The organism is Streptomyces sp. NPDC096048 (assembly GCF_044763415.1).
In the GTDB taxonomy this organism is placed as follows: domain Bacteria; phylum Actinomycetota; class Actinomycetes; order Streptomycetales; family Streptomycetaceae; genus Streptomyces.
Genome location: NZ_JBIWGG010000035.1, coordinates 1 through 1,019, shown reverse-complemented (window position 1 = coordinate 1,019; position 1,019 = coordinate 1). Strand labels below are relative to the sequence as shown.

Genomic DNA, 1,019 nt, shown 5'->3' with positions numbered 1-1,019 from the left:
GTGGCCGTCGCCGTCTCCATCGGCGGCCCCGGCGCCACCTTCTGGATGATCCTGTGCGGCCTGCTCGGCATGGCCACCAAGTTCGTCGAGGTCACCCTCGGCGTGAAATACCGCGAGGTACACGCCGACGGCACCGTCTCCGGCGGCCCGATGCACTACCTCCCCAAGGGCCTCACCGAACGCTTCGGCAAGAACGGCAAGACCCTCGGCAAGATCCTCGCGGTCCTCGCCTCCTTCATGATCCTCTTCTTCGGCCTCTTCGGCGGCAACCTCTTCCAGGTCAACCAGTCCTACGCACAACTGGTCTCCGTCGCCGGCGGCGAGGACGGCGCCGTCGGCTCCTCCGCCGGCGCCCTGTTCTTCGGCATCCTCATCGCCGCGATCGTCGGCATCGTGCTCCTCGGCGGCATCCGCTCCATCGCCAACGTCACCAGCAGGCTCGTGCCCGCCATGGCCGGCATCTACATCGCCGCCTGCCTCGTCGTCATCCTGGCCAACGTCACCGCCGTCCCGGACGCCGTCACCGCCATCATCGAGGGCGCCTTCAACCCCCAAGGAGTCGCCGGCGGCGTCCTCGGCGCACTGATCATCGGCTTCAAGCGGGCCGCCTTCTCCAACGAAGCCGGTCTCGGCTCCGCCCCCATCGCCCACTCCGCGGTCAAGACCAAGCACCCCGCCAGCGAAGGCCTGGTCGCCCTGCTGGAACCGTTCATCGACACCGTCGTCATCTGCACCATGACCGCCCTGACCATCGTCATCGCCAACCCGGACAGCCTCGGCAAGGACATCGGCGGCGTCACCATCACCTCCGACGCCTTCGAGACGGTCCTGCCCTGGTTCCCCTACGTCCTCACCGTCGCGGTCATGCTCTTCGCCATCTCCACCGTGCTGACCTGGGGCTACTACGGCCTCAAAGCGTGGACGTACCTCTTCGGCCGCAGCCGCACCAGCGAAGTGACGTACAAGGTCCTCTACACCGTCTTCGCCATCGCCGGATCCCTGCTGACCCTGCAGACCCT

At 67.1% G+C, this 1,019-nt stretch carries 1 protein-coding gene; it reads left to right on the top strand.

The genetic code is table 11. The annotated features are described in order from the left end of the window. Positions 1 to 1,019, top strand: a 1,019-nt coding sequence (locus ACIQ6R_RS37050) for an alanine/glycine:cation symporter family protein (protein ID WP_404226444.1), incomplete at both ends; no start/stop codon positions are given.